Here is a 23,360-nt window from a genome sequence, read left to right on the forward strand (position 1 = left end):
ATGGCAAACTTTGCTTTCGGTCTGGGCGTGGGTACCAAATCCGCCAAAGGAGAATGGCTCGAGGTTTATTACAACCAGCCGCTGCTGAACGCCGATGAGGCCCTGATCAAGGCCGTGGCCGACCAGACCGGCTATCAGGGTGGCAACGCCGCCATCGAGCTGGATGCCGCCCGGCTGAGCGAGCTGAAGGCCGCACTGCTGTCGGTGGACGCCACCGCCCAGGCCGAGATCGCCGAAGTGCTGGAAGGCAGCACCCAGCCGCTGGTGCTTACCATTCTGGAAACCGACGCCGCCCCTGCCAGCACCGCCGAGGTGTACCTCAAGCTGGCCCTGCTGTCACACCGCCTGGTCAAGCCGCACGGCCTGGATCTGTCCGGCATGTTCGGCCTGCTGCCCAACGTGGCCTGGACCAGCGAAGGCGCCATTGCCGTGGATGAGCTGGCCAAACGTCAACTGCAGGCCCGCGCCCAGGGTCGCACCATCAGCGTCAACTCCGTGGACAAGTTCCCGAAAATGACCGACTACGTCGTGCCCGCCGGCGTGCGTATCGGCGACGCGTCCCGCATTCGCCTGGGTGCCCACGTGGGTGAAGGCACCACCGTGATGCATGAAGGCTTCATCAATTTCAACGCCGGCACCCTGGGTGTGAGCATGGTCGAAGGCCGCATCTCCGCCGGTGTGGTGGTGGGCAACGGCTCCGATCTGGGCGGTGGCTGCTCCACCATGGGCACCCTGTCCGGCGGCGGCAACATCGTCATTTCCGTGGGTGAAGGCAGCCTGCTGGGCGCCAATTCCGGCCTCGGCATTCCCCTGGGGGATCGTTGCACCATCGAATCCGGCCTGTACATCACCGCCGGCGCCAAGGTGACCGTGCTGGACGATCAGAACAATGAAGTACAGACCGTGAAGGCCGCCGATCTGGCCGGCAAAACGGATCTGCTGTTCCGCCGCAACTCCCAGACCGGCCGCATCGAGGTGAAGACCAACAAGTCTGCCATCGAGCTGAACGCCGAACTGCACAAGCACAACTAAGCGGCCAGAAGGCCCAATGATGCAAACGGCGCCTCGGCGCCGTTTTTGTTTTACCGACCAGAAAAACACCACTCACCCCGCATTTCTGCTATGATGCGCGCCCGGCCGCTTCGGCCCTTTCATTTCATCACACAGCGAAGCCTTCCGTGACCAACACCGACTTTTCCACCCTGCCCCTGGGCTCTGCCTTGCTCGACAACCTCGCCACCCTGGGATATACCCGCATGACCCCCATTCAGGCCCAGGGCCTGCCGGCGGTGCTGGCCGGCGAAGACGTGATCGCCCAGGCCAGTACCGGCAGCGGCAAGACCCTGACCTTTGGCCTCGGCCTGCTGTCCCGGCTCGACGTCAGCCTGAACCGGGTACAGGCCATGGTGCTCTGCCCCACTCGGGAGCTGGCGGATCAGGTGGCACGGGAGCTGCGCAAACTGGCCCGGGCCATGGCCAACGTCAAACTGGTGTCACTGTGCGGCGGCTCACCCACCGCGGCCCAGACCGCCACCCTGGCGTTTGGCGCCCATATCGTGGTGGGCACCCCGGGGCGAGTGCTCAAGCACCTGCAACAGGGCAGCCTGAACCTGGACGCCCTCAACACCCTGGTGCTGGACGAGGCGGACCGCATGCTCGACATGGGCTTTGCCGATGACATACGCAAGGCGGTGGCCTTTACCCCGGCCGCACGCCAAACCCTGCTGTTTTCCGCCACCTATCCCGACGGCATTGCCGAGCTCAGCCAAGGCCTGCAGCGCCAGCCCCACACCATCTCGGTGGCCGAGGAGCCGAGCAGCGACAACATCGTCGAGCTGCTGTTTGAAACCCGCCCCGATCAGCGCAAGACTGCCCTGGCCACCCTGCTGGCACACTACGCCCCCGCCTCGGCGGTGGTGTTCTGCAATACCAAACGGGCCTGCCAGGAAGTGGCCGACCACCTCGGCACCCTGGGTTTTGCCGCCCTGGCGCTGAACGGTGACCTGGAGCAGCGGGAACGGGATCAGGTGCTGATCCGCTTCGCCAACGGCAGCGCCAATATTCTGGTGGCCACCGACGTGGCCGCCCGCGGCCTCGACATCAAGGAGCTGGCGGCGGTGATCAACTACGACATCACCCAGGATCCCGAAGTGCATGTGCACCGCATCGGCCGCACCGGTCGCGCCGGTCAGCAAGGCCTGGCGTTGAGCCTGTACAGTCCGCAGGAAGCCTTTCGGGTCAACATGATTGAGGAATACCAGCAGGCACCCATGGCACAGGGTTCACTGGCGGCACTGAACGGCCAGGCCGCTCCGCGCCAGCCGGAGATGGTCACTCTCAATATCGCCGGCGGCCGCAAGAGCAAGATTCGCGCCGGCGACATTCTCGGCGCCCTCACCAGGGACGCCGGCCTTGCCGGCAACCTGGTGGGCAAGATCGACATCGCCGAAATGCAGTCCTATGTGGCGGTACACAAGGACGTGGCCCGGCAGGCGCTCAGGCACCTGCAACAGGGCAAGATCAAGGGACGCAGCGTGCGGGTCAGCCGGCTGGGCTGATGGCCAAACGCCGCCCTGGGTCCAGGGCGGCGTTTGCCGGATCAGGACTCGTTGAAGTGGCGATGAATGTAGTCAACCTTTGACATGAACTGCTCCTTGAGGGTCGCACTGTCATACTCGAAGTGATAGCTCTGATGGAAGTTGAGCTGTAAGGTCACTCCACTGCCCGACAGCACCACGCTGTAACCGTCAAAATCGCTGGTGGCCACTATGCCTTCCAGCATGTGCCCGTCTTCATAGGGCTCGCCAAAACGGCGAATCTTGTCGAACACTTCCAGGATCACGCGATTATCCAGTTCGTTCTGCATCTGTTTCTCCTCATTTAAAGCGGCCAAATCCACAACAGCATGGGCACGCTGATCGCCACCACCAGCAGCTCCAGTGGCAGCCCCAGCCGCCAGTAATCCCCGAATCTAAAGCCGCCCGGACCCAGGATCAGCGTATTGTTCTGGTGGCCGATGGGGGTCAGAAAGGCACAGGAGCCGCCGATGGCCACCGCCATCAGAAAGGGATCCGCACTCACCGCCAGCTGGTTGGCGGCCCCGAGCGCAATGGGACACATCACCGCCGCCGTGGCCGCGTTGTTCATCAAATCCGACAGCGTCATGGTCACCACCAGGATCAGCACCAGGGCCACCAGGGCACTGCCCTGGGCAATGCCGTCGAGCAGCAGTCCCGCCAGCAGGCGCGCCGTTCCCGTCGATTCCATGACGTCCGCCACCGGGATCAGCGCCCCCAGCAACACCACCACCGGCCAGTCCACGGCGTTGTATACCGAGCGCGGCGGCACGGTGCGAAACACCATGGACGCCAGTACCCCGGCGGCAAAAGCCACCGCCGCCGGCAACCAGCCCAGGGCCGCCACCGTGACCGAGGCCGCCATAATGCCGGCGGCGGTCAGCGCCTTCTTCTTGTCGGGAATACGCAGCTCCCGCTCCGCCAGGGGCACACAGCCGGTGCTGGAGGCAAACTCGGCAATCAGCTCGGGCGTGCCCTGCATCAGCAGCAGATCGCCGGCGCGAAAGGCCAGCGCCCGCAACCGCTTGAAGGAACGCTGCCCCTGGCGGGATACCGCCAGCAGGTTCACACCAAACCGGGTGCGCAGCTGAATGCCCCGAGCGGTGCGGCCCAGCAGCTCCGAGCTGGGCAGGATCACCAGCTCCATCAGCACCACCTCGTCATAGCCGTCAACCTCGGGCTTGTCCTTTTTCTCTTTCTTGTCCTTTTTGGCCCTGGCTTCATCGTCCTGCTCGGCGGCGCCTTCGGGATCGGCATTGCCCTTGTCTTTTTCCTTCTCTTTTTCTTCCTTTTCTTTTTCCTTTTGCCGCTCTTCCTTGGTGGCCTGGGCTTCTTCCAGCTTGAGCCCCAAACTCGACAGGGCATGGGACAGGGTATCGGCTTCCGCCTCCAGCATCAGAATGTCGCCGGCCCGAGTGCGCCGGCGCGGGCTGGGCGTCATCACCCGTACCTCGTTTCGCACCAGCCCCAGCACCTGAGCATCGGCTTCCACCAGCGCCAGCTCCAGCTCCCGCAGGGTAAGCCCTTCGGCCTTGCAGCCCGCCGGCACCCTGGCCTCGGTAATGTAGGCGCCGGACTCAAAGCCTTCCATGCCCGCCTGCTTGCGCTCGGGCACCAGTCGCCAGCCCACCAGGGCCACAAAGGCCACACCCAGGGCCGCCACCGCCAGTCCCACCGGGGTGTAGTCAAACATGCCAAAACCATCGGCACCGCTGGCCTGGCGAAAGCCCGATACGATCAGGTTGGGCGGGGTACCGATAAGGGTGGTCATGCCCCCCAGTATGGTGCCAAAGGCCAGCGGCATCAGAATGCGCCCCGGTGGCAACTGCTGCCGTCGGGCCATCTGCAGCGCCACCGGCATCAGCAGCGCCAGCGCCCCCACGTTGTTCATAAAGGCCGACAGCACCGCCCCCAGTCCGGTCAGGGCCACCATGGCCAGCACGGTGCCGGACTGGCTGGGCAGCAACGTGCGCGCCAGCACGTCGACCGCCCCAGAACTCTGCAGCCCCTTGCTCAGCACCAGCACGCAGGCCACGGTGATCACCGCCGGGTGCGCCAGTCCTTCAAAGGCCTGTTCGGCGGGCACCAGGCCGGCGAGAATACAGGCCAGCAGGGCGCCGGCGGCCACCATGTCGTGTCGCCAGCGCCCCCACAAAAACATGCCCACGGTGGCGACCAGTATGACGAGAATGGTGATCTGCGCCTGCTCCATGATTTCCGCTCCTGAAATGGGCACATCCTGTGCCGCCATGGCGACCGGAACCACCCCGCCAGCAGGGGCCGGAACACCGACAGATTTTGCCCGAGTGTAGCAGTCATTCCCCGGCTGCTGACAACAGAAAAATGATAATACCTTGAATATAAAGGCGTAAAACGAATTTACCGGCAACCGGCCGCCATCGTCGTGGTGTTTGTGGTGCGGGCAGGCTAAGATCGCCCTTTTTGACGACGACGGTGACCTCCATGATCAAGCTTGGCGACAACAACTCCCTGCCCCTGCTGCGGCTCGACGACAAGGGCGGCTGGCTGGACGGCGGCGACTTCGGCGAGCTGTTTCTGCCCAAGAGCCAGCTGCCCGCCGGCTGCCGGCCCGGCGCCGGCGTGGAGGTATTTGTCTATCTGGATGCGGATCTGGAGCCGGTTGTCACCACCAGCCGCCCCAAGGCCAGGGTGAACCAGTTCGCCTCACTCAAGGTGGTTACGGTCAACCGCCTGGGGGCCTTTCTCGACTGGGGCATGAAGAAGGATATTTTCGTGCCCGCCCGCAATCAGGCCCAGCCCATGCAGGTGGGCCGGCATTATGTGGTGCGGCTGTCGCTGGATCACGAGGGTCGTATGGTGGCCACCAGCAAACTGGAGCCCTTCCTGAGCAAGGAGCTGCCCCGCTATCGTGCCGGCGACGAGGTCGACCTGCTGATCGTGGCCGGCACTCCCCTGGGGCTCAAGGCGGTGGTGGATGGCCAATACTGGGGGCAGCTGTTCAAATCGGAGCTGCCCGAGCGACTGCCGATGGGCAAGAGCCTGCGCGGCTACATCAAGCAGGTACGGGACGACGGCAAGCTGGATCTGACCCTGTTCAAACCCGGCCCGGGCAAGACCGACGAGGCGGCGGACAAGGTGCTGGCCCGGCTGGAAGCCGCCGGTGGCCGGCTGGCGGTGAGCGACAAGACCGATCCCGATACCATTTACCGCCAGTTCGGCATCAGCAAGGGCACCTTCAAAAAAGCCATTGGCGGCCTCTACAAGCAGGGCAAAATTGTCATTGAAGCGGACGAAATCCGGCTGTCGGCTGAGAAGTGATGAGGAAAGGAGTGTGGGCGGCCATGCCCACCTCCTGCCGCAAGGCGGTACCCCGGTTTTAAATCCTGTCCATCCAACCCTTGAGCCAGGCCAACGCCGGCACTTCCGGCTCCAGGGTTTCGGTGGCATCCACCAACAGGCGGTCGGTCACCGCCTGCGCCTGCAGTTCCTGCAGCTGTTCATCAAGCTTTTTGCCGGCACCACAGAAGTCCTCGTAGCTGCTGTCGCCCAGGGCCACCAGGGCATAACGCACCGCGGGGATAGGCGGGCAGGCTTCGCGCAGTGTCTCAAACAGCGGCACCAGGTTGGGCGGAATGTCCCCCTGACCGGTGGTGGAGGTGACAAACAGCCAGAAATGAGACGGATCCAGATCCGCCAGCTCCGCATCTTCATGCAGGGTCACGCCGTGCCCCGCCTTGACCAGTTCTTCTTTCAGGGTTTCCGCCACCAGCACGGCCGAGCCGTAAACGGTGCCAATAATAATATCCACTGTTGCCATACTTCCTCCTGTCAGAAAAGTCGTAAGTCCAGGGCTCGGGACAGCTCCTCCAGCGCCCAGATCCCCGCCACCGAATTACCATAACCATTCAGCTCCGGCGACCAGACGCACACCGTAAAGCGTCCCGGCACCACCGCCACTATGCCGCCCCCCACACCGGACTTGGCCGGCATGCCCACCCGGTAGGCAAAGTCTCCGGCCGCATCATACAGCCCCGAGGTAAACAGCAGGGCATTGAGTTGCTGTGTCTGCAGCCGGGGCAGCCACTGCTCACCCGTCATCACGCAGCGTCCGCCGTTGGCGAGAAAGCTGAAGGCGCGGGCCAGATCCACGCAGTTCATGGACAGGGCGCAGTAGCTGAAGTAGGCCCTCAGCACCTCGTCCACCTCATTGTGGAAATTACCAAAGCTCTTCATCAGGTTGGCCATGGCCGCATTGCGAAAGCGGTGCTCGTATTCGGAGTTGGTGACCTTGTGATCGATGCGTATGCCCGTATTGCCGGCCCTTAGCCGCATCGCCTCCAGAAACGCATGCACCGGTGCCGACAGCCGGGAGCTAAGTGCGTCCACCACCACCAGGGCGCCGGCATTGATAAAGGGGTTGCGTGGAATGCCCTGCTCGAATTCCAGCTGTACCAGAGAATTGAAAGCATTGCCAGATGGCTCCTTTCCTACCCGTTGCCACAGTTCGTCGCCATAACGCTGCTGCGCCATGGCCAGGGCAAAGGCCTTGGAGATGCTCTGAATGGAAAATGGCTCCTCGGCATCACCACTGCAATACAGCTCGCCATCCAGGGTACAGATGGCCATGCCAAAGCGCCGGGCGGGCACCTGTGCCAACGCGGGAATGTAATCGGCTACCTTGCCCTGGCCAAAAAATGCACGGGCCTGAGCGTCAATCCGGTCGAGTAAAGGTTGAAGTGTCACGATACGCCTAACCCGCTGAAAGCGCGGATTCTACCTCGCTCTCCCTGCTCGCGGCGAGCGCCCTTTCCCAACCAAATTCACAAATAAGCGAACGCCAGGTTGTGTCCAGCGGCGCGTCAAGCCGCAGTGGCATGCCGGTCACCGGATGCGTCAATTGCAGCCGGGCGGCGTGCAGCATCAGCCGGTCGCACTGGTACTGCTCGCGAAAAAAGCGGTTGTGACGGCCGTCGCCGTGGCTGGTATCGCCCACGATGGGGTGGCGCAGGTGGGCCATATGCCGGCGCAGCTGGTGCTTGCGACCGGTTTCCGGACTGAGTCGCACCAGGCTGTAGCGACTGGTGGCATGCTTTTTCGACACCGCGAAGGGCAACTCTACCCGAGCCAGCTCCTGCCAGCGGGTAATGGCCTCCTGGGGCGGCTTGTCGGCATCGGCGAACTTGTCGGCAATGTCGTCGAGCTCCCGGGTCAGGGCATAGTCGAGCCGGCCCTCGCCTTCGAGGTAACCCCGTACCAGCGCCAGGTAGGTTTTGTTCACCCGGCGCTCGCCAAAGGCGTCGGTCAGGCTGCGGGCCACCTCGGCGCTTTTGCCGAACAGCAGCAGGCCGGAGGTGGGCCGGTCCAGCCGGTGCACCGGAAACACGTGGCAGCCCACGGCGTCCCGGGTCAGTTGCATGGCAAAGCGGGTTTCATGGCGGTCGAGCCAGCTGCGGTGCACCAGCAGGCCGGGCTCCTTGTTGACCGCCACCAGCCAGTCGTCTTCGTACACCAGTTCAATGCTCATGACTCACGCACCACCGGCCGGCCGCTCAGGGCTTCATCCAGGCGGGCGATGGCCTCGTTCAATGCACTCGCATCTGCATTCACCCCCTTGAAGCTCTCCACCGCCACGGGATAGACGGCAATGCGGCCGGGCAGCGGACTGCCCGCCGCCAGCATGGCTCGCAACCGCGGCAGCAGCACAAACTGCAGCCACTGAGGCAGGCTAAGGGTGTCGATGCAAAATGGCTGGGTACTGGCCAGTGCGGCCGCAGAGGGGGGCTCGCTGTCCCACCAGCCAAGGGTTTTCAGCTCCTGTTCAATGTCGAGCAGCAGGCGGGAAATGTCGGCGGTCATTGAGCAAACTCCGAGTAAAACGGCCCGCTACTATACCATCCCGGCCGCCGACTCCCTATAATTCGCCCTCAAGACAGGAGGAGCCCATGCACATAGACACACTCAGCGACTTTTTGACCCAGGCCGGCACTGACTTTCGCCTGTTCGATCTGGGCCGGCGCCTGCAGCCCCTGGCGCAGGACGATTTTGCTGCCATCGAGGCCGGCCGCCGCCCCTACCCCTGGCCGCTGCAGCGCCACGCCTGGCTGGCGGTGTGTTACTGGCAGCAACAGGGTGGCCAGCCCTATGTGTGGTTCCTTAAAATTCCCCTGGACGAGCGCGGCCTGTTCAACAACGCCGCGGTCAAGCATTTCCTGTCGGCGCTGGTGGAACAGCTCGGTGGTGACATTCATGCGCCGCTGACCGAGGAGCAGCAACAACGGCTGGCCGATACGCCCTTTACCTTTCAGCCGCCCCAGGACAAGCTGGCCGCCTTTCATGCCCGCCTCAGCCTGAGCCTGGGCCATGCGCCCTCGGCCTTTTACCAGGGCGTGCTCGACTACCTGGACAGCCCCGATACCCACGACTGGCAACGGCTGGGCCTGCAAGGGCTGGCGGACGTGGCCGCCCGGCTCGACACCGATGCCACGCTGACCAAACGAGTGCAGCAGCGACTGTGGCAACTGCCGGCACCGGTGCAGCAGGCGCTGCTGGCCCAGTGCGAACACCACCCCCTGCCCCAGGCCCTGGCCAAAACCATGATTGAAGCCATTAACGGTGAGCAGGAGCGCGCCGGCCCCGATGAAGAGCGCATTGGCCTGCTGCTGCGCGCCACCGCCGGCTGCCCCCCCTTTCGCGAGCGCAGCGTCAAGCTGGCCAGCCTGATGAGCCTGAATCCGGGCCCCACCCTGATGCTGACCCTGGCGGCCCGGCTGTGGCAGGAGCTGACCGATGAAACCCTGCTGCTGCAATACCTGACCCTGCTGGCAGAGCAGCACGGCGAGCTATTCAACGGCCTGTTTGCCGAGCTGGTGTCGGTGCCGGCGCTGCGTCCGCTGATCCTGGCCAACCTGCACAACCCCGAGCTGCCCGCCCCGCTCAAACAGGCCCTGGGCAGCCTGTTTAGCGCCGCCCGTGGCTGAGCTGCTCGGGCTGCTGGCGCTGTTTCTGCTGGGCGCCGGGGTCTGGCAACTGCGCCGCCAAAGCGAGTTTGCCGGCCGCTGGCTGCAACACTATTGCAAGCGCCAGCAGTTTCAGTTGCTGAGCATTTACCGCTACCGTTTTTGCTGGCGTAAGGGCCGGTTACTGGCCCATTTTCGTTTTGAATTCAGCCACGACGGCGTGCAGCATAACGAGGGCGAGCTCTGGCTTGCCGGCCTGCGGGTGGTGGAGGTCTCGGTGCCGGTGCTGCGAGAGCCGCCGGGCCCCTTTGAGGAGCTATAAGCGTTAAGTGGTCGGCTTAACGTGGTGTTGATTGAAGATTCCGCTTGGTGACTGCTAATGTGGCGTTCCTGGTGAGATGGCCGCCGGCCTGCGCCGGAGTGACAAGGTTCGGGGCCAGCGACTATCTTTCAAACAACGCCACTTACGGCTGATGGCTTACCGCAAAAACAGGAGGTCAACATGGAGCATATTGTTCACCCGTTCAGCGAACTGTTTGAACAACTGGGACTGGATGCCAGCCACAAAGGCATAGAGCACTTTTTGCATAATCACCGACTGCCACCCGAAGTGGAGCTGGTCGAGGCGCCATTCTGGAGCCATGCCCAGGCCAGTTTTCTGAAGGAAGGACTGCAGGAAGATTCGGACTGGGCCGAGGTGATCGATCAGCTCAACGCCAGTCTGAGATAACCAACGGAGTTTTCATGTCTCAGGACATTATTGATGCCATTCATCGCCTTGCCGCCGACGGCAAGGCCATTACCACCGCCACGGTGCGGGCGCGGCTGTCGGGCCCGGTCAACATGGCCGAGCTGATCAGCCTGGTGAACCGCTATCGCCAGTCGCCGGAATCGCTGCCGGCCGAGGTAGCCGCACCGACCCCGGCCCCAGCCACCTCGCCGACGGAGGATCGCCTGGCGGCGCTGGAAGAAAAGGTGCGCCTACTGGAAGCCCGGCTGGCGCGGTTAGAGGAGCCCGGTGCCTGATGTGGGTTTGTGAACTTCAGTTTGACTGCTACCAGGACACCGGGCTGGCCGAGGCCGAACAGGCGGTGCGCCAGCTGCTGGATGCCCTGCGTTACAACGGCCAGATCATCGGCCGGGAGTTTCCCACCGTTATTCATCAGGGTTGGCTCACCAGCCGAGTGGTGTGCCCGGAAGCCGACAGCCTGCACCCGCGCCATCACAGCCGCCAGGTGGAGCTGGCGGTGGAGCGGCTGCATCAGGCCGGGCTCACCAGCCCCAAGGTGAACCCGCGCGGGCCGGATCTCAACTCCGACACCACAGACGAAGCCCACCAGCCCGAGTGGCAGGTGCTCTATACCAGCTACCTGCATACCTGCTCACCGCTGCGCTGCGGCGAGCACTTTGCCCCCATTCCCCTCTATCGCATTCCGCCGGTGGCCAACGGCGACTTCAAGCAGGTGGTGAAATGGCAGGAGGACTGGGAGGCCTGCGATCAGCTGCAGATGAACGGCTCCATTCTCGAGCATGGTGCGGTACAGGAGCTTTCCACCGCCTCCAGCCTGCTCAGCAGTCGTGGCCGGGATCTGGCCAAGCGTATCGAATACCTGACCAAGGTGCCGACCTTTTACTATCTGTACCGGGTGGGCGGCGACAGTCTGGCGGCGGAGCAGGCCCGCCCTTGCCCTGGCTGTGGCGGTGACTGGCGCCTCGACGCCCCGCTGCACGATATTTTCGACTTTTTCTGCGAGCCCTGCCGGCTGGTGTCCAACCTGTCCTGGGATTTCAAAGACTGACCGGCTCGGCCCGGTGCAGAAAGGTGGCCAGATCCGGCGCCAGCTCACCAATCGCCCCCTTGCCAAGGCGCTCCAGCAACACGGCGCCGCTGGCGTTGTCCAGGGTCACCAGTCGGTGCTCGTCCCGGCAGGTGGCGATAAACCAGGTGGCCGGCAGCCCCAGCTTGCGCTGCATCAGCTGATGGCCAATCTGGTTTTGCTGCAGCCGCTCAAAGTCGGCCGAATTCCAGGGTTGCAGCAGGGTCACAAACAGTCCCTTGTAACACAGGGGTAAATGCCCGGCGTAATAATGGCCGAACAACCCCGTCAGCGAGGCGTGCACCGGCATCTCCAGGGCATGGCCCAGGTTGTCAAAGCTGCCCGGCTCGGGGCGTAAGAAAGGGCGCCAGGCCACCCGGCCGCCGTGGGCCGGCAGCAGCTCGGCCGGGGACGGCTCGGCGGCATCATGCTCGGCCAGGGGCTGGCCATAACACCGGCGATACTGCTCAAACAGGGCGGCCAGTGCTGGCACCTCTTGATTCTCCATGGCAAAGCCTCACAATACGGAAATGTAAACAACGAATAATACCGAGATGGTTCCAATCGCCTATGGCGAAGGCCATGTCGCCGGCCTGTTTCATTTTACCAACCGGAACTTCAAATGACACCAGAGCAGAAATACCAACAGAGCCCCGCCCTCGCCGAGCTGCCCCTGGGCAAACACAGCGACTATGTCAGCGAATATGATCCGTCTCAGCTGCAGGCGGTACCCCGCAGCCTGAACCGGGACGATCTGGGCCTGGATGCCACTGCCCTGCCCTTTTCCGGCGAAGATCTGTGGAACCTGTACGAGCTGTCCTGGTTGAATGCCCGGGGCAAGCCGATGGTGGCCATGGGCGAGGTACGGGTGCCCGCCAACAGCACTAACCTGATTGAGTCCAAGTCATTCAAGCTCTATCTCAACAGCTTCAATCAAAGCCGCTTTGAAAGCCTGGCGGCGGTCGAGGAAACCCTGACCCGGGATCTCTCGGCCTGCGCCCAGGGCCGGGTCAGCGTCAGCCTCTATGAACTGCAATACGCCCCCGCCCAGTTTGGCCGCCTGCCCGGCCACTGCATCGATCAGCTCGACATCGATATCGACCGTTACCAGCCCGACGCCGACCTGCTGGCCAATGCCACCGACGCCGACATCGTCAGCGAAACCCTGCACTCCCACCTGCTCAAGTCCAACTGCCTGGTGACCGGCCAGCCCGACTGGGGCAGCGTGATGATCCGCTATCAGGGCCCGCGCATTCACCAGGACGCCCTGTTGCGCTACCTGGTGGGTTTTCGCCAGCACAATGAGTTTCACGAGCAGTGCGTAGAGCGCATTTTCATGGATTTGATGCAGCATTGCCGGCCCGAGGAGCTGACCGTCTACGCCCGTTATACCCGCCGGGGCGGCCTCGACATCAACCCCTACCGCAGCAATGTGGCCGGCAAGGCCGCCAATGTGCGCCTGCTGCGTCAGTAACCCGGGCCACCTTGAGGCTGGACGCGGACCGGCGAGGTTCGTAAACTGCCCTACCGGCTAGCATTTTTGGTATGGCTTATTTGTGATTCTGTCTGTCGCCGTTCTGGTGTCGCACCTGGCGGGTGCGCCCCCTCTGTCCACTTATCAACCCGAGCCCGCCGAACTGCAGCGGGCCCGGCAGCTGATGCTGAGCCGGCCCAATGAGTGTGTGGCCTTTACCCGCCATTTTCTGCAACGCCGGGAAGCCAGCCCCGGCGCCATGTTCAATTCTCGCCAGGAGCCGGACCGGCTCGAGCAGGCCAAACAGTACCGTACGCGGGGGCAGACCTTTACCGCCTGGCAGCTGCAGGCCCTGTGTCAGGCCAACGAAGGCCTGTTGCTGCCCGCCGATGCCAGCATCAATCACGCCATCTCCCTGGCTCGCCAGCACCGTCAGCATGAGGCCCTGGTCGCCAGCCTGCTGATCAAGGCCAAGCTGGCGCTGGCACGCCAGCAACCGGAGCAGGCCGAACGACTGCTGCAAGAGGCCGGGCAGGTCCCCCTGCCGGCTGCTCACGGACTGCGGGGCGATCAGCAACTGTTGCAGGCGGCGGTGCTGCTGCGTCAGCAACAGTTTGATGAGGCCCGCCAGACCTTTGAGCAGGTGCGACTGCAGGCCATGCAACAGAGCGACAACCCGCGCCAGGCCTGGGCCAATTTTCTGCTTGGCGAATATTACCTGCAGCTGCAGCAGGACGAGCTGGCCCTGTCCCATTTCGTGGAATCACTGGAGTTGCTCAAGGGCCGACGCCAGTTCTACCTCAAGGCCCTGGCCGCCAAAAAGGCCGCCGCCATCTACGCCGCCCTGGGGCAACACGACAAGGCGCTGCAATACGCCAATCAGTCCACCACCGAATTCGAGCAGCTGGGCAACAGTCCGTTGCTGATAAGCTCACTGGTTAACCTGGGCCGAGTAACCCGCTCCGGTGAAGATGCCAACCTGGCGCTGGTGTATTTCTTCAATGCCCTGGAGCTGGTCAAGATTCAGGACGACGTAGAGCAGCAAACCCGGCTCTATCTGGAAATCGGCCAGTCCTACCTGCAGCTGGGCAGCCTGAACGATGCCCAGTATTACCTCGACAAGGCCCGCCGCGGCTTTGAGCGCAGCCGGGATCTGCCCAGCCAGGTCGACGTGCTGCTGCAGCTGGGCCGGCTGCACCTGACCCAACAGGAGTTCGGCCTGGCGCTGGTGCGGCTGGAGCGGGCCCGCCAGCTGGCCGAGCAGCAGGAAGATGTGTTGCGGCTGATGGAAAGCCACCGGCTGCTGGCCCAGCTGTTTGAAACCAGCGGCAACATGACCGAGGCGCTGCGCCACCAGAAGGCCCTGCATGCCTTCTTCAAACAGGCCACCACCGTCAACCGGCTGCTAACCCAGAGCCTGGTGCAAAACAACGATCAGCAACTGCAACAGGAGCGAGAGTTGACCGAGCTGGGCCGGCGCAGCGAACGGCTGCTGCAGGACAGGGAACGCTTTGCCCTGCTCGCCGCCGGACTCAGCCTGCTGCTGCCACTGCTGCTCTACGGCATGCTGCGCAACCTGGTACGCAACCGCCGCCTGCTGCAACAGAATCAGGAGCTGCAACAAGCGCTGATGGTGGAGCCCGGCACCGGCCTGCCGAACTGGCGCCAACTGATGCAGCGCTTGCCCCAGGAGATGGCCCGTCAGCAACTGCGTTCGGAACAGTGGTATCTCAACGAAGAGTACCGCCCCTTTGACGACAAGATTTACTACCTGCTGCTGCAGGTGCCGTTTATGGTGGATTTGCGGGAAAAAACCGGCCTGAGCCACGCCACCGAAATTCAGCGCCAGCTTGGCGATTACCTGCGCGGCCGCATTCACCCCCGCGCCCGGCTGTATGACCTGCGCGACGGTGAGTTTATCTATGTGATCCCCCAGAAAGAGGTAGCGGATCTGCAACAGACCCTGAGCGCCCTGGCCCGCATGTTTGCGGAATTTCCCTGCTCGTTCGAACTGGATCGCCGCCTGGCTACCGGCATTATCGGACATCCCTTCCTGCCCAAGTCCCCCCATGCCCTGGACGACATGAAGCTGGGCGACATTCTCTACCTGGCGATGGCCGCCGCCCACCAGCTGACTCAGGTCAGCAATGAGCCGGCGTGGGTGGAGCTGGTGGCGGTTGACTGCCAGCAGGCGGCCTTTTTCAATGGAGACGTTCGACTCTGTTGCATTCAGGGTATAATGAAGGGATTGGTCAAGGTAAACAGCTCGCACAAGAAGCAACAAATAGACTGGCAGGCGCTGATGCCGCCCCTGCCCACTCAAGGCTAAGGGTGTTGCGGCACCGGCAGACCTCAATGGTGATAAATGAACAAGCTGAACGAACGAATGATGCTGCAGGAGCTGACCGCCGTAATAGCCGGACTGGGAAACATGGTCGAGGCACTGGAGGCGCTCCCGGAGCAGACGGACAGCGACCAGGACGGGCGCGGCCTGCTGGTACAGTGGCATAAACTCTTTCAGGGTCAGGGCAGTCAGGAACAGGGGGGACCACGCCCGCCCGAGCTGACGCAACTTCTGGCTGGCCTGCAGCAACACCTGGCCAGGCTGAGGCGCTATCACCAGCAATCGGGCCGCCTGCAACAGGTGCTCAACGAGCAGATGCTGCAGGCGGCCCAATGCCTGAGCCGTCTGCCGCAGGTGCCGGCACGGCTGCAAAGCCTGCTGCCTGAGCTGGAAACCCCGGACGCCGGCGGCCTGCACCACCTCGGGCCGCTGTTTGAGTGCTACCAGCAGAGCCTGGAGCTGGCGATGCGCGAAGCCCGGCAGCAACGCCAGTTTCGTGCCGATTTATGCCAGCGGCTGTTGCAGCTTATCGACGAGCTGGACTACAACGGCACCTCGGGCGAGGAAATCAGCAGCATTCAGCAGCGCCTGCTGAGGCAACCCGAAAATACCGTGCTGGCGGATCTTTGCCTGCGCCTGATTGAACTGGTCATAGAAGGTTGCCGCAGCGAGCGGCAACACTCCACCCGTTTTCTGGCCCGGCTCAACGACAGCCTGGAAGACATGCAGAGCCACTTTTCCGCCTCGGTGATTGAAGGCCGCAATCTGGCCAGCGACCGGGCCCGGGACGATCGCAGCCTGGCCGGCGAGCTGAAGGCCATGGGTGAGAGCCTGGGCCGGGCAGACAACTCGCGGCTGCGCGAGGAAATTGCCGAACGGGTGCACAGCATCACCCAGTTGCTCAGCCACCACGAACAGTTGCAGGAGCGGGAGCAGGCCCTGCTGCAACGGCTGAACGAGGTGGAGACCCGGCTGCACAGCATGCAGCACGAAGCCGCAGAGTATCGCCACCGGCTCACCAGCCAGAACCAGAAGCTGCTGATTGACCACCTGACCCAAATCTACAACCGCACCGCCCTCAATGAGCGGCTGGAGTCGGAATATCGTCGCTGGCTGCGCCACGGCGACCCCCTGGCCATCGTTTTGCTCGATATCGACCATTTCAAGGACATCAACGACAACTTCGGTCACCTCGCCGGTGACAAGGCCCTGCGGGTGATTGCCCGTACCATTCGCGAAAACTTGCGGGAAACCGACTTTGTGGCCCGCTTTGGTGGTGAGGAGTTTGTGGTGCTGATGCTCAATGTGGACCCCGGGCTGGTGTCCCGGCCACTGGAGCAATTGCGCAAAAAGATAGAGAGCATCCCTTTTCGTTTCAAGGATGAGCGGGTTACCATCACCATATCTATCGGCGCCACCCTGCTGCAGGCAGGCGACAGCACCACCTCCGCCATGGAGCGCGCCGATCAGGCCCTCTATCAGGCCAAACACGCGGGGCGCAACCGGCTTATCATCGACTGAATTGTCGTCATCATATTAGGGATACCCGATGATTACCCATATCAATCCGGTCGGCAGCATGAACCTGCTGTCGCAAATCGAAGTCGATCGCCTCAAGCAGTCCGCTTCGGGCAACCTGTACCAGCTGTTCCGCAACTGTGCGCTGGCGGTGCTCAACTCGGGCAGCCAGACCGACAGCTCCAAGGAAATTCTGGAGCGCTACAAGAATTTCGACATCAACGTAATCCGCCGCGAGCGCGGCATCAAGCTGGAGCTGTTCAATCCGCCCGAGCACGCCTTCGTGGACGGCGAAATCATTCGCAGCATTCAGGATCACCTGTTTTCGGTGCTGCGCGACATCATTTACGTCAACAGCCACCTGCAGGCCAATCCTCAACTGAACCTGACCGCGTCCACCCATATCACCGATCTGGTGTTTTCCATTCTGCGCCATGCCCGGGCCATTAACCCGGGCGAAGATCCCAGCCTGGTGGTGTGCTGGGGCGGTCATTCCATCAGCCCGTCGGAGTACCAATACACGCGGGAAGTGGGCAACGAACTGGGGCTGCGCGAGCTCAACATCTGCACCGGCTGCGGTCCTGGCGCCATGGAAGGTCCGATGAAGGGTGCCGCCGTGGGCCATGCCAAACAGCGCATTACCGGCAGTCGTTACGTGGGCCTGACCGAGCCTTCAATCATCGCCGCCGAGCCGCCCAACCCCATCGTCAATGAGCTGGTGATACTGCCGGATATCGAAAAGCGCCTGGAAGCCTTTGTGCGCCTGGGTCACGGCATTATCGTGTTCCCCGGCGGCGTGGGCACCGCGGAAGAGATCCTCTACATTCTGGGCATCATGATGCACCCGGAAAACCGTAATCAGCCGGTGCCCATCGTATTGACCGGCCCCAAGGAAAGCGCCAGTTACTTTCGCAGCGTCGACGACTTCATCGGCAATACCCTGGGGCCGGAAGCCCAGTCGCTGTACCAAATCATCATTGATGATCCGGCCGAGGTGGCCCGTCGCATGAAAACCGCCATGCCGCTGGTGCGGGACTACCGCAAGTCGGTGGGCGACGCCTATTCCTTTAACTGGTCGCTCAAGATTGAGCCCGAGTTTCAGCTGCCCTTTGAACCCGATCACGACGGCATGGCCAACCTCAACCTGCACTGGGATCAGGCGCCTCAGCAGCTGGCCGCCAACCTGCGCCGGGCCTTTTCCGGCATCGTAGCGGGCAACGTCAAGGAAAGCGGCCTGCGCGCCATTGAGAAAAAGGGGCCTTTCCTGATCAACGGCGATCCCCGGCTGATGAAAATGATGGACAAGCTGCTGCGCCAGTTTGTGGAGCAGCAGCGCATGAAGCTGCCCGGCTCCGCCTACGTGCCCTGCTATCGCATCAATCGCTGAGATGGCCGTGCAGCTGCTGATCCTCGATGCCCTGAACCTGATCCGCCGGCTGCACGCCGTCCAGCAGGGCCAGCATGAACAACCGGCCGCTCAGCTGGCGGCCACCGAGGCCGTCCTGCTGCAGGCCACCGGCAAGCTGCTGGCCCGCTTTCGGCCCAGCCATGTGGTGGCGGTGTTCGACGGTGCCCCGACGGGCTTTCGCCACCGCCTTCACCCCGACTACAAGGCCAACCGTTCGCCCATGCCCGAAGCCCTTGCGGGCCACCTGGGCGAACTGCAACGAGCCCTGCTGCGCCAGGGAGTGGACGCCCTGTTATCGGACAACGAAGAGGCGGACGACCTGGTCGCCACCCTGGCCCGCCGGCTGTCGCGACACGGCGGCCACAGCACCATAGTGTCTACCGACAAGGGCTTCTGCCAGTTGCTGAGTCCTGGCATTCGGCTGTGGGATCACTTTGGCCAGCGCTGGCTCGATGAGGCGCATGTGCGGCAAAAATTCGGGCTCGAACCTGGCCAGCTGGTGGATTACTGGGCGCTGACCGGAGTGTCCGGCAGCGGTATTCGGGGCGTCCCCGGAATTGGCCCCAAGCGGGCACAAGCGCTGCTGCACCAGTTCGGTGATCTGGATACCCTGCTCGCCAGCCCCGGCCAGTCCAAAGAACAAAATAACGTGCAGACGCACAAAAATGAGGCACTGATGGCACGTCAACTGGTCAAACTGGTGGATGATATTGAGCTGGGGGTAAATTTACAGCAACTTAGATATCACTATTAGACCAAAGAGCCATAGGCAAAATAGGTATAAAATGTTATAAAGTGGCTGCAAAATACAATATAACTCGACCACTGACAACGGAAGCTGCCCCATGAATAAACGCAGTATTACCGTGATCCCGGGGGACGGCATCGGTCCCAGCATTATCGATGCCGCCCTGCGTATTCTGGATCACGCAGGTTGTGACTTTCACTACGACTACGCCGACGCCGGCCTGACCGCCCTGGAAAAACACGGCGAGCTTCTTCCCCAAGCCACCCTCGACCTTATCGCCGGAAATAAAATCACCCTCAAGGGTCCTCTCACCACGCCGGTAGGCGGTGGTTTCACCTCGATCAACGTGTCCCTGCGCAAGCTGTTCAACCTCTACGCCAACGTGCGCCCCGTGGTGTCGTTTGAGGGCACCAAGAGCCGCTTTGAAAACATCGACATCATTACCATTCGGGAAAACACCGAAGGCATGTATTCGGGCGCCGGCCAGAAGCGCACCGAAGACAACAGCAGCGCCGAGGCCATGAGCATCATCACTCGCGAAGGGGCCGAGCGCATCGTCAACTTCGCCTATGAGCTGGCGCGCAACGAAGGCCGGAAAAAGGTCACCGTGGTGCACAAGGCCAACATCCTCAAGTCGACCTCCGGACTGTTTCTGGAAGTGGCCCGGGAAGTGTCAAAGCGCTACCCGGACATCGAAACCGCCGAGATGATCGTGGATGCCGCCTGCATGAACCTGGTGATGTACCCCGAACGCTTTGACGTCATCGTAACCACCAACCTGTTCGGCGACATTTTGTCGGATCTGTGTGCCGGTCTGGTGGGTGGTCTGGGCATGGCCCCCGGCGCCAACATCGGCAAGGATGTGGCCATTTTCGAGGCGGTGCACGGCTCTGCGCCCGATATCGCCGGCCAGAACATCGCCAACCCCTGCTCGGTGATCCTGGCCTCCATTCAGATGCTGGAGCATCTGGGCATGGCCGACAAGGCGGCGCAAATTCGCAATGCGGTGCGCAAGACCATTGCCGATGGCAAGACGGTCACTCGGGATCTGGGCGGCAACGCCAGCACCACGGAATTTACCGACGCCATTATCGCCAACCTCTGAATACCAGCTGGAAGCGAGAAGCTGAAAGCCGGAAGTAAAACGGCGCTGTGAAAACAGCGCCGTTTTTTATACGTGGTTTAGTAAGGCTGGTAGCGGCCGCGTAGGTTGGAATGAGCGAAGCGAGTTCCAACATTCCGCAGGCGCCTTCATGTTGCGATTCGCGATGCTCATCGGCAACCTACGCTGACTTCTCGTTCTTCGAAGGAAAACAGTACCACCGCCGCCTTCGTGTTGCTGGAAAGCAGGCCTGGATGACCGGCGACGCCGGTATGCGCCAACTAAAGTGGCGCCGACAGGCCGCGCCACTTACAGCTGAAAGCTTACGGCTGACAGCTCCCCGAAGGGTCAGGCTTTGGCCTCGAGTTTGGCCACCTTGCGCGGCTGGCACACATGCACGGTGATCTCTTCCCGATCGTGATAAAGCTGCTTGGCCTGGATCTGAAAGCCGCCCAGCTGATCGAGTTTTTCCTGCAACTGCTGCAGGTTGTACACCGCCTCGGCGTAACGCTTTTTCATCGGCAGCTTGAGGTTGAAAATGGCTTCCTGACAGTCTTCCTCCAGCAGCCAGTCGGCCATCAGCGCCACCACTCGGGCCGGCTTGTCCACCATGTCGCACACCAGCCAGTACACGTTCTTGCGGCTGGGTCGCCACTTGAAGCCATCTTCCCGGTAGTGCTTGACCTGACCGGTGTCCATCAGGCTCTGGGCCATGGGGCCGTTGTCGATGGCCGCCACCATCATGCCTCGGGCCACCAGTTGATAGGTCCAGCCACCGGGGGCGGCGCCCAGATCCACGCCACGCAGGCCAGAGGTGAGCCGGGTATCCCACTCTTCCCGAGGAATAAACACGTGAAAGGCTTCTTCCAGCTTGAGGCTGGAGCGGCTGGGCGCGTCGGCGGGAAAGCGCAACCGGGGAATGCCCATGTGAAAGGGCGACTGGTTGTAGGAATAGGAATAGCCCAGCATCACTCGGTTGTTGGCGGTAAAAAACAGGTGCAGGGTGGGCCGGTTGCGGGCCTCGGCCCGGGTCAGCACCCCTTTGCCACGCAGGGCCTGACGTGCCGGCACGGTAAACTTGCGGCAGAAGCGGGACAACTCCTTGCCGTCGTTGGTATCGGCGGTTTCCACTCGAATATCACCGCACAGGGGCATGCCTTCGGCGGCGTCCAGCAGCGGACTGATGCGATCGTCCAGGGGCAAGTCGGCCAGCTCGGCCCACACCACCAGCATCTGGCGGGCAAAGATCAGCTCGCGGAACGGCAGCTTGCGCGCCAGTAAATCGCCGTCTTCCGGCTGAAAGCACTCATACACCACATAGCCGCTGTCGTCCTTGGCACGGGCAAAGCCGGGGCAGCCCATCTGCCCGGCCCGGTCCTGAATTTCGGCCGCCGCCTCTTTTTCAAATCCGGGACGGCAATATATCAACAACTGTTTCATTCAGACCTCAACCAGATGCGACCGGCCAGCAACAGGCACAGCCAGCCCACCATCAAACTCACTCCCCCCAGGGGAGTCACAAAACCAATTCCCCTGGCGCCAAACAGCACCAGGGCATAAATACTGCCACTGAACATCAGTATGCCCAGCACAAAAAAGACGACGGCGGCGTTCAGCGCCGCCGTGACACGCCGCTTCAACATCACCGCCAGCAACAGCAGTGCCAGGGCATGCAGAAACTGGTACTGCACCCCGGTATTGAAGGCCGCCACCAGCGCCGGTGCCGTGCCTCCGGCCGCCAGGCCATGGGCGCCGTAGGCACCGAGGGCGGTGCCGGTCAGGCCAAACAGCGCCGCGCCATAAAAGGCGAGATTAATGCTCATGAATAAAGTGCCTCATGCGCTCAATCACTCCCGCCAGGTTGCTCTCAAGGGTGGCGCCTGACGCCTTGCGCGGCTTGAAGCCATGATCGCCGTCGGTCACCCAGTGGGTAATGACGGTATCGGCCAGATCATACTCCGCCACCGCCTCGCGGTTGCCAAAGGTATCCCGCTCGCCCTGCAGCAACAGGGTGGGCGTGCCTATGGTGGCCAGGTGCTGGCCGCGAAAGCGGTCCGGCTTGCCCGGCGGATGAAAGGGAAAGCCCAGCAGCAGCAGGCCGGCCGGAGCCAGCTCATCGGCCACCAGCGAGGCCATGCGCCCGCCCATGGACTTGCCCGCCAGAAACAACCTGGGATGAGCGAACTCACCGGCCAGTTGCCGCCAGCAGTCCAGCAGCACGGGTTCGCGATCCGGCGGCCGGCGGCGACCGTCGGCCCGGGTCTTCTGCATATAGGGGAATTCAAAGCGCAGTACCTGAATGTCCTCGCAGGCCAGGCCCTCGGCCAGGGCCTGCATCACGGCGTGCTCCATGCCGGCGCCGGCACCGTGGGCCAGCAGCACTCGACTGGCAGCGCCGTCGGGGCCGTTTTTCAGTATCTTCATGGGTTCATGGTCTTCTGTTTTTGTTCCTGCTCTAACAAGGCCAGCATCCACTCGCGAAAGGCGGCGATCTTGCCAAGGCCGGCCTGGGACTCGTGACTCACCAGGTAATAGGCGTTTTTCGACATCAGCACCTGTTCAAAGGGGCATACCAGCCGGCCGGCGTCGATTTCCGGCTGGGTCAACACACTGTGGCCAAGCGCCACGCCCTGGCCGTGAATGGCGGCCTGAATCACCATGGAGGAATGGCTGAAAATCGGCCCCTGGTTAACGTTGGCCGCCTGAATGTCAAGCTGTTTGAACCAGGCCTTCCAGTCGCGCCGAGAGGTGTCGTGCAGCAGGGTATGACGGGTCAGATCCTCTGGGACCTTCAGCGGCCGGGTGCCCATCAGCAGCATGGGCGAACATACCGGAATCAGGTATTCCGCGTGCAGCTTGTCGGCACGCAGCCCGGGCCAGCTGCCCTTGCCGTAATAGATGGCCACATCCACGTCATCGGTGAGCGAGCCTTCGTCCAGATCCACCGCCTTGATGCGCACGTCAATGTCCGGGTGCGCCTCACTGAAACGCACCAGCCGGGGCACCAGCCACTGAATGGCAAAGCTCGGCTGCAGGCTGACGGTCAGTGCGCCCTTGGCGCTGCGCGCCAGCAGTCGCTCGGTGGCATCGGAGATGGCGGTGAAGATATCCTTTATCTCCAGAAAGTAGCTCTGCCCTTCCTCGGTCAGCAGCAACGAGCGATTGCGCCGGCGAAACAGCTTGATCCCCAGAAACTCTTCCAGCCCCTTGATCTGGTGACTGATGGCCGCCTGTGTGACAAACAGTTCTTCCGCCGCCCGAGTAAAACTCAGGTTGCGGGCGGCGGCCTCAAAGGCCTTGAGCGCATTAAGCGGGGGTAATCGCCGGGACATGCAAACCTCTGGCTGCGGTTAATGGCTGTGGATTATAGGGGCCCGAGCCGGCGCATGCCAGCGGCGACCGACGGCGAACAGTTCATTTTCCTGCACAGGCTGA

Annotated in this window: 25 protein-coding genes; 14 read left to right on the forward strand and 11 right to left on the reverse strand. The window is 62.5% G+C overall.

What is annotated here, in order from left to right; genetic code table 11:
* Together dapD and dbpA are read left to right on the forward strand one after the other, a co-directional pair.
* Entirely contained in the window at window positions 1–1,032 is a 1,032-nt protein-coding gene (gene dapD / locus B6S08_RS06240; RefSeq protein WP_094199868.1) for a 2,3,4,5-tetrahydropyridine-2,6-dicarboxylate N-succinyltransferase, read from the forward strand.
* 146 nt (window positions 1,033–1,178) lie between these two features.
* On the forward strand, window positions 1,179–2,558 hold the full coding sequence (gene dbpA / locus B6S08_RS06245) for an ATP-dependent RNA helicase DbpA (protein WP_094199869.1): 1,380 nt from the start codon (window positions 1,179–1,181) through the stop codon (window positions 2,556–2,558).
* Between the two features lie 41 nt (window positions 2,559–2,599).
* Here dbpA and B6S08_RS06250 read toward each other — a convergent pair whose 3' ends face one another.
* A complete protein-coding gene (locus B6S08_RS06250; protein ID WP_094199870.1) occupies window positions 2,600–2,866 on the reverse strand; it encodes a DUF3081 domain-containing protein in 267 nt (88 codons plus the stop codon).
* A 14-nt stretch (window positions 2,867–2,880) separates the two neighbouring features.
* Window positions 2,881–4,827 (reverse strand): SLC13 family permease, encoded by a 1,947-nt coding sequence (locus B6S08_RS06255; protein ID WP_245849820.1) that lies wholly within the window; start codon window positions 4,825–4,827, stop codon window positions 2,881–2,883.
* Between the two features lie 212 nt (window positions 4,828–5,039).
* Between B6S08_RS06255 and B6S08_RS06260 the strand changes: the two genes are divergently transcribed.
* Window positions 5,040–5,876: a CvfB family protein gene (locus B6S08_RS06260; protein ID WP_094199872.1), complete on the forward strand. Its 837-nt coding sequence runs from the start codon at window positions 5,040–5,042 to the stop codon at window positions 5,874–5,876.
* Between the two features lie 58 nt (window positions 5,877–5,934).
* Here the strand turns inward: B6S08_RS06260 and B6S08_RS06265 are convergent, their stop codons facing one another.
* From B6S08_RS06265 to B6S08_RS06280, 4 genes are read right to left on the reverse strand one after another with little or no spacing between them, the layout of a single operon-like run.
* Window positions 5,935–6,375 (reverse strand): flavodoxin, encoded by a 441-nt coding sequence (locus tag B6S08_RS06265; RefSeq protein WP_094199873.1) that lies wholly within the window; start codon window positions 6,373–6,375, stop codon window positions 5,935–5,937.
* An 11-nt stretch (window positions 6,376–6,386) separates the two neighbouring features.
* Entirely contained in the window at window positions 6,387–7,304 is a 918-nt protein-coding gene (glsB, locus tag B6S08_RS06270) for a glutaminase B (RefSeq protein ID WP_370462309.1), read from the reverse strand.
* Window positions 7,305–7,308: 4 nt separating this feature from the next.
* A complete protein-coding gene (truC, locus tag B6S08_RS06275) occupies window positions 7,309–8,082 on the reverse strand; it encodes a tRNA pseudouridine(65) synthase TruC (RefSeq protein WP_094199875.1) in 774 nt (257 codons plus the stop codon).
* Window positions 8,079–8,414, reverse strand: a complete 336-nt coding sequence (locus B6S08_RS06280) for a YqcC family protein (protein ID WP_094199876.1) — start codon at window positions 8,412–8,414, stop codon at window positions 8,079–8,081. Before B6S08_RS06280 ends, truC begins: the two co-directional genes overlap by 4 nt.
* An 86-nt stretch (window positions 8,415–8,500) precedes the next feature.
* Here B6S08_RS06280 and B6S08_RS06285 point away from each other — a divergent pair, with 86 nt between their 5' ends.
* The 5 genes from B6S08_RS06285 to B6S08_RS06305 all read left to right on the forward strand — a co-directional run bounded on the left by B6S08_RS06285 (window position 8,501) and on the right by B6S08_RS06305 (window position 11,313).
* Window positions 8,501–9,535 (forward strand): DUF3549 family protein, encoded by a 1,035-nt coding sequence (locus tag B6S08_RS06285; protein ID WP_094199877.1) that lies wholly within the window; start codon window positions 8,501–8,503, stop codon window positions 9,533–9,535.
* Window positions 9,528–9,836 (forward strand): DUF3301 domain-containing protein, encoded by a 309-nt coding sequence (locus tag B6S08_RS06290; RefSeq protein WP_094199878.1) that lies wholly within the window; start codon window positions 9,528–9,530, stop codon window positions 9,834–9,836. Before B6S08_RS06285 ends, B6S08_RS06290 begins: the two co-directional genes overlap by 8 nt.
* Before the next feature lie 180 nt (window positions 9,837–10,016).
* Window positions 10,017–10,244 carry a DUF2789 domain-containing protein gene (locus B6S08_RS06295; protein WP_094199879.1) on the forward strand — a complete coding sequence of 76 codons (228 nt, stop codon included), beginning with the start codon at window positions 10,017–10,019 and terminating at the stop codon, window positions 10,242–10,244.
* Window positions 10,245–10,258: 14 nt separating this feature from the next.
* Complete coding sequence (locus B6S08_RS06300) at window positions 10,259–10,540, forward strand: hypothetical protein (RefSeq protein WP_094199880.1); 282 nt, start codon at window positions 10,259–10,261, stop codon at window positions 10,538–10,540.
* Window positions 10,540–11,313: a Zn-ribbon-containing protein gene (locus B6S08_RS06305; protein WP_094199881.1), complete on the forward strand. Its 774-nt coding sequence runs from the start codon at window positions 10,540–10,542 to the stop codon at window positions 11,311–11,313. Before B6S08_RS06300 ends, B6S08_RS06305 begins: the two co-directional genes overlap by 1 nt.
* Here the strand turns inward: B6S08_RS06305 and B6S08_RS06310 are convergent.
* A complete protein-coding gene (locus B6S08_RS06310) occupies window positions 11,303–11,839 on the reverse strand; it encodes a SecY-interacting protein Syd (protein ID WP_094199882.1) in 537 nt (178 codons plus the stop codon). The two genes, B6S08_RS06305 and B6S08_RS06310, sit on opposite strands and share 11 nt — an antisense overlap.
* Window positions 11,840–11,953: 114 nt before the next feature.
* Between B6S08_RS06310 and queF the strand changes: the two genes are divergently transcribed.
* From queF to B6S08_RS06340, 6 genes are all read left to right on the forward strand, one after another.
* Entirely contained in the window at window positions 11,954–12,805 is an 852-nt protein-coding gene (gene queF, locus B6S08_RS06315) for an NADPH-dependent 7-cyano-7-deazaguanine reductase QueF (RefSeq protein WP_094199883.1), read from the forward strand.
* Between the two features lie 82 nt (window positions 12,806–12,887).
* Window positions 12,888–15,134 carry a tetratricopeptide repeat protein gene (locus B6S08_RS06320; protein ID WP_094199884.1) on the forward strand — a complete coding sequence of 749 codons (2,247 nt, stop codon included), beginning with the start codon at window positions 12,888–12,890 and terminating at the stop codon, window positions 15,132–15,134.
* Window positions 15,135–15,170: 36 nt separating this feature from the next.
* A complete protein-coding gene (locus B6S08_RS06325) occupies window positions 15,171–16,670 on the forward strand; it encodes a GGDEF domain-containing protein (RefSeq protein ID WP_240919647.1) in 1,500 nt (499 codons plus the stop codon).
* 28 nt (window positions 16,671–16,698) lie between these two features.
* The gene (gene ppnN, locus B6S08_RS06330) at window positions 16,699–18,054 is read left to right on the forward strand and encodes a nucleotide 5'-monophosphate nucleosidase PpnN (protein WP_094199885.1); all 1,356 of its coding nucleotides are present in this window, start codon (window positions 16,699–16,701) and stop codon (window positions 18,052–18,054) included.
* Window position 18,055: 1 nt separating this feature from the next.
* Window positions 18,056–18,829 (forward strand): flap endonuclease Xni, encoded by a 774-nt coding sequence (xni, locus tag B6S08_RS06335; protein ID WP_094199886.1) that lies wholly within the window; start codon window positions 18,056–18,058, stop codon window positions 18,827–18,829.
* Window positions 18,830–18,920: 91 nt separating this feature from the next.
* The gene (locus B6S08_RS06340) at window positions 18,921–19,928 is read left to right on the forward strand and encodes an isocitrate dehydrogenase (protein WP_094199887.1); all 1,008 of its coding nucleotides are present in this window, start codon (window positions 18,921–18,923) and stop codon (window positions 19,926–19,928) included.
* A 345-nt stretch (window positions 19,929–20,273) separates the two neighbouring features.
* On the opposite strand, the gene rlmM is transcribed toward B6S08_RS06340, so the two are convergent.
* From rlmM to B6S08_RS06360, 4 genes are read right to left on the reverse strand one after another with little or no spacing between them, the layout of a single operon-like run.
* Complete coding sequence (gene rlmM / locus B6S08_RS06345) at window positions 20,274–21,365, reverse strand: 23S rRNA (cytidine(2498)-2'-O)-methyltransferase RlmM (RefSeq protein ID WP_094199888.1); 1,092 nt, start codon at window positions 21,363–21,365, stop codon at window positions 20,274–20,276.
* A complete protein-coding gene (locus B6S08_RS06350; protein ID WP_094199889.1) occupies window positions 21,362–21,748 on the reverse strand; it encodes a DUF423 domain-containing protein in 387 nt (128 codons plus the stop codon). Before B6S08_RS06350 ends, rlmM begins: the two co-directional genes overlap by 4 nt.
* On the reverse strand, window positions 21,738–22,349 hold the full coding sequence (locus tag B6S08_RS06355; RefSeq protein ID WP_094199890.1) for an alpha/beta fold hydrolase: 612 nt from the start codon (window positions 22,347–22,349) through the stop codon (window positions 21,738–21,740). Before B6S08_RS06355 ends, B6S08_RS06350 begins: the two co-directional genes overlap by 11 nt.
* A complete protein-coding gene (locus B6S08_RS06360; RefSeq protein ID WP_094199891.1) occupies window positions 22,346–23,257 on the reverse strand; it encodes a transcriptional regulator GcvA in 912 nt (303 codons plus the stop codon). Before B6S08_RS06360 ends, B6S08_RS06355 begins: the two co-directional genes overlap by 4 nt.
* Window positions 23,258–23,360: the final 103 nt, after the last annotated feature.

Source organism: Oceanimonas doudoroffii, from assembly GCF_002242685.1.
Lineage (GTDB): Bacteria > Pseudomonadota > Gammaproteobacteria > Enterobacterales > Aeromonadaceae > Oceanimonas > Oceanimonas doudoroffii.